At 73.4% G+C, this 4,226-nt stretch carries 3 protein-coding genes and 1 pseudogene; 2 read left to right on the top strand and 2 right to left on the bottom strand.

Going from position 1 to position 4,226, the window contains the following annotated elements:
- Window positions 1-118: 118 nt before the first annotated feature.
- Entirely contained in the window at window positions 119-1,318 is a 1,200-nt protein-coding gene (mshD, locus tag NBX02_RS20585) for a mycothiol synthase (RefSeq protein ID WP_250292616.1), read from the bottom strand.
- A 344-nt stretch (window positions 1,319-1,662) separates the two neighbouring features.
- Complete coding sequence (locus NBX02_RS20580) at window positions 1,663-2,412, bottom strand: winged helix-turn-helix domain-containing protein (protein ID WP_250285024.1); 750 nt, start codon at window positions 2,410-2,412, stop codon at window positions 1,663-1,665.
- 438 nt (window positions 2,413-2,850) lie between these two features.
- On the opposite strand from NBX02_RS20580, the gene NBX02_RS20575 reads away from it, so the two are divergent.
- Together NBX02_RS20575 and NBX02_RS20570 are read left to right on the top strand one after the other, a co-directional pair.
- Complete coding sequence (locus NBX02_RS20575; RefSeq protein WP_250285026.1) at window positions 2,851-3,105, top strand: MoaD/ThiS family protein; 255 nt, start codon at window positions 2,851-2,853, stop codon at window positions 3,103-3,105.
- 318 nt (window positions 3,106-3,423) lie between these two features.
- Window positions 3,424-4,226 (top strand): annotated as a pseudogene (locus NBX02_RS20570) (hypothetical protein); the annotation flags it as partial.

Below are 4,226 nucleotides of genomic sequence, written 5' to 3'. Positions count from 1 at the left end.
CCCCGCCGCCCACCGGGGCGGTCGCGGGCTGGCGGGACGTTACGCAACCGGGCGGGAGCCAGGACGCCTGTTGCGTAACCGTGTGGTGAGCGTGATCGTGCCCCGTCGACCGGGTGGCTCAGAGCCGGTCGGGCCCGGATCCGGGCTGGGCCTCCGGTTCGCGCAGGTAGGAGATGTCGCAGTGGTAGGGGGTGAAGCCGAGGGTCTCGTAGAGGCGTACCGCCGGGCGGTTGGTGTCGTCGACGTAGAGCATCACCGTGGCCAGGCCACGGTCGCGCAGGTGGTGCAGGCCGATCAGGGTCAGTACCCGGCCGAGCCCGCGTCCGGCGGCGGTGGGCGCGACCCCGACGACGTACACCTCGCCGATGCCCGCCTCCACCTTCGTCCAGTGGAAGCCGACGAGCTGGCCCGCCGCTTCGGCGAGGAAGAAGCCCGCCGGGTCGAACCACGGCTCGGCCTCGCGCAGCCGGAGATCCTCCACCGTCCAGCGTCCCTGTTCCGGATGGTCCGCGAAGGCGGCGCTGTTGACCGCCACCCACGCGTCCTCGTCCTGCCCTGGGACGAAGGCCCGGATGGTCACCCCGGGCGGGGGCGTCACGTCCGGGAGAGGCGGGGCCTCGTGACCGGGGATGTGGCCGGGAGCGTGACCGGTGGGGTGGCCGGGGTGTGCCCTGCGTCCGTCAGGGGAGACCGGGGCGGGCAGCGCGCGGCGCATCTGCCAGAGCACCCGCTGCCGGCTGAAGCCGTACCTGTCCGCCAGGGCTGCCGCCGCGGGCGTGTCGCCGTGCGCCCAGACGTGCAGGTCCGCGCCGGCCTGGTCGGCGGCCGTGGTCAGGGCGGCCAGCAGGTGGCCGCCGACACCCTGACGGCGTCGGGCGGGGTGCACGACGACCTCCGCCTGCCAGCCGTGGGCATCAGGGGTGGCCAGGTAGGCGTATCCGGCGATCGTTCCGGCGTCGTCGTCATGGGCGGTCCCTGCGCTGTTCTGGGAGGCCGACGTCTCGTCGTCCTGGGATGCCGTGCCGGCTGGGACGGTCGGGACGGCTGGGACGGCTGTGCCGGTCGGGACACCGGTTGGGACGGCTGTGCCGGTCGGGCCTGCCGTGCCGGCTGTGCCGGTTGGGACGGCCGGGGGCGCCGCGGGGCCCGGGACGGTGACGATCAGGTGTTGCGCGGCGGTCAGTGGCTGTGTCGTCAGCCGTAACGCGGCGTCGTCGGACAGTGGGCCGGCTCCGTCGGCCGCCGTGGCCGTGGCAGCCAGCTGCCGCAGGTCGTCCACTGTCCGGGGAGTCAGGTGCCGCGTCCAGCGCAGTCTCATTCCCGCGACATTAGGGCGTTCCGTACTGGTTTTCATCCGGGTGGGCCTGCCGCGGCCGGAGATTTCCCGGTCCGGTCATGAATCCGGCTTGATCACATTGTTGGCTGGATCGCAGCACCGGCCGGATATCGGGCGACGCCGTGCCGGCGGGAGCCCCGGCGCACGGGCACCTGCTGGTCACGGCGTCCGACGGGCGTGCCGTGCCCGTCCAGGAGTGACACCGTACGCTTTCTCGCGCCGAGGTCCTCGCCATGTCGCGAAACAGCCCGGAGGTCCGGGTAAAGCGACGTGACCGGTCCGGTGGCCCCGGACTCCGGCTGGAACCACCCGGACCCTGGCCGGCACTACACGCGTTCGGGAGTACGTATTACTTCCCGGCTGTTGGAGCCGGGCACCGCCTCGCCGCCGGGCAGCGGGGCGATCGGGGGAGCGACGAACTTGTAACCGACGTGCCGCACGGTGCCGATCATCGATTCGTGCTCCGGGCCGAGCTTGGCCCGCAGGCGACGCACGTGGACGTCGACGGTCCGGGTGCCGCCGTAGTAGTCGTAGCCCCAGACCTCCTGCAGGAGCTGGGCGCGGGTGAAGACCCGGCCCGGGTGCTGCGCGAGGTACTTCAGCAGCTCGAACTCCTTGAAGGTGAGCTCAAGCGGACGGCCACGCAGCTTGGCCGAGTAGGTGGTCTCGTCCACCGACAGGTCGCCAGAGCGGATGACGCCGGCCTCGGCGGTGCCGCCGGCGGTCGCCACCCGGCCGATCGCGAGCCGCAGCCGCGCCTCGACCTCGGCTGGCCCGGCGCTGTCGAGCACCACGTCGTCGACGCCCCAGTCGGCTGACACGGCGGCCAGTCCGCCTTCGGTGACGAGGGCGAGCAGCGCGGTGGTGAGCCCGGTCGTGCGCAGCAGGCGGCACAGGCCACGGGCGACAACCAGTTCCCGGCGCCCGTCCACCACCACGACATCCACCGGGGGTGCGTCAAGGAGTGCGCTGGCCTCAAGCGGAGCGACACGAACGGTGTGGGTCAGGAGCCCGAGCGAGGGAAAGGACTCCGCGGATGGTCCGGGGGCGTTGGTGAGCAACAGGACGACGCTCAAGTTGACTCCTCCAGGGTTCGGTTGCGATGTTGGGGCAGCGTCGACCCACGGATACCTTGCGGTCGGTTCGCGTTCCACGGCCGTCATGGGCGCGAAACGAAGACCGGCCTGTGGGGAGGATAGCGGAGTGTCGTACTCCACTCCTACCGCATGAGGAGTTCTCCCCGCTGTGGGCGCTGAGATTCTCGCCACGGTCCATCGTTACCGTGATCGTTCCGTAACCGGCCAAGATTTTGATCTTGATGGCACCGCCGCTCGTGGCTTTTCCGGATTTCGTGGCAGGCCCCCGGTAGAGGCCGGCTCCGACGGCATCGGGCGTTGTGCCGACACGCCCGCGACCGGCCCGCGCGACCCTGGCCAGCCCCGGGCCGGATGCACCCTTGGTGATCGCGATGCCTCCAGGGAGACCGGTGTGGCCGACGGCGGGAGGGGGTGCCGGTGGCCCGCGTGACTGTCCGCTACTGGGCCGCCGCCCGGCACGCGGCGGGCGTGCCCGAGGAGCGGCAGGACGCCGAGACCCTTGCGCACCTGCTGGCAACCGTGGCGAAACGTCACCCGGGCGCACTCGCGGAGCTGTTGGCCCACTGCGCGTTCCTGGTGGACGACCTGCCGGTCGGGCGCCGCGATCATGCTGACGTGGCGCTCACGGACGGTGCCGTCGTGGAGGTGCTGCCGCCGTTCGCCGGTGGGTGAACCGTCCTGCCCCGGGCTCGTCCCGCCCGGTAGGGCCCCGGGACGGCCACGCTCGCCGGCCGCGAGCCGCTCCGGCCGACGCCGATGCCCGCCGGACAGGCCGATGCCCGCCGGACAGGCCGATGCCCGCCGGACAAGGCCGATGCCCGCCGGGGGCATACGGCGACAGGTGCCCGGACGGACCGCCCACCCAGGCGTGCATACGGCTGTCCATCCGGCTGTCCATCCGGGTGTCCACCTGGGTGTCCACCTGGGTGTTTCGCCCGGTTCGCCGCTGTCGTCCGCGACCGCCCACGGCAGCCATGGGAACATGGGGACGTGTACGCCCGCGGAGGCAGGACGGTCCTCAGGACGAAGCCGGCCGGCACGCCGGTGGACAGTCACCCGCGGCGACCGGGCTGCCCGCGGACGCCTCTCACCGGCATCTGCGTCGCCGTCGCCGCTGCCGTACCGGTGCTCGCCGCGACCGTGGGGCGGCTTCCGCTCGCCGCCGTCATCGCCGTCGAAGGGGTCCTGCTCGGCCGGGCCTGGGTGCGGGCGCTCGGGGCGTCGACCGGGACCCTCGCGATCGTGCTGGTGGCGGCGCTGGCCGCGGACGTCACCGCCGCGCTGACCGATTCCGACGGGATCGGGAACCTGGCCGGGGTCATCGGCCCCGCCGTGGTGGCGGTCATCCTCGTCCAGCTGGCCAGACGGCGCGGGGGTGCGCGGGCCGCCGGTGCTTCGCCGTGGGCCGGGCCGCCAGCGGCGACCGGGGCCCGGCAGCAGTATGATCATGTTCTTTCCGCGCCGCCGGTGAGACGGCTGCTCGGGGCAGGGGAGCGGCGGGCCACCGCCCGCCGTCACGGCTCCCCGGTGGGACGGGCGGCGACGGTCACGGTCGACATGGCCGCGGGCCTGAGCGGAGTGGTTCTGGTCGCCCTGCTGGCCGGCTGCCTGAACGTGGCCGCCATCCGGGCGCCGGACGGCCGGCTGGTCGGCCCCGCGGTGCTGGCCGCCGGTCTGCTGGGTGCGGGTACGGCCGTCCTCGTCACACGGCTGTGTGCCGCGATGCCGCGCACGGGTGCGCTCACCGGGCCGGGAGGAGCGGCGGGGCCCACCGGGTGGGGCCGGGCCCGCCC

Origin of the sequence: Protofrankia sp. CiP1_Cm_nod1 (assembly GCF_920888515.1) — a bacterium.
GTDB lineage: Bacteria > Actinomycetota > Actinomycetes > Frankiales > Frankiaceae > Protofrankia.
The sequence above is the reverse complement of the archived record's forward strand: the minus strand, read 5'-3'. Positions and strand labels throughout refer to the sequence as shown.

Coding starts and splice junctions, on each gene's coding strand:
- mshD (WP_250292616.1), bottom strand. CDS start 1,318: ATGAGACTGCGCTGGACGCGGCACCTGACTCCCCGGACAGTGGACGAC.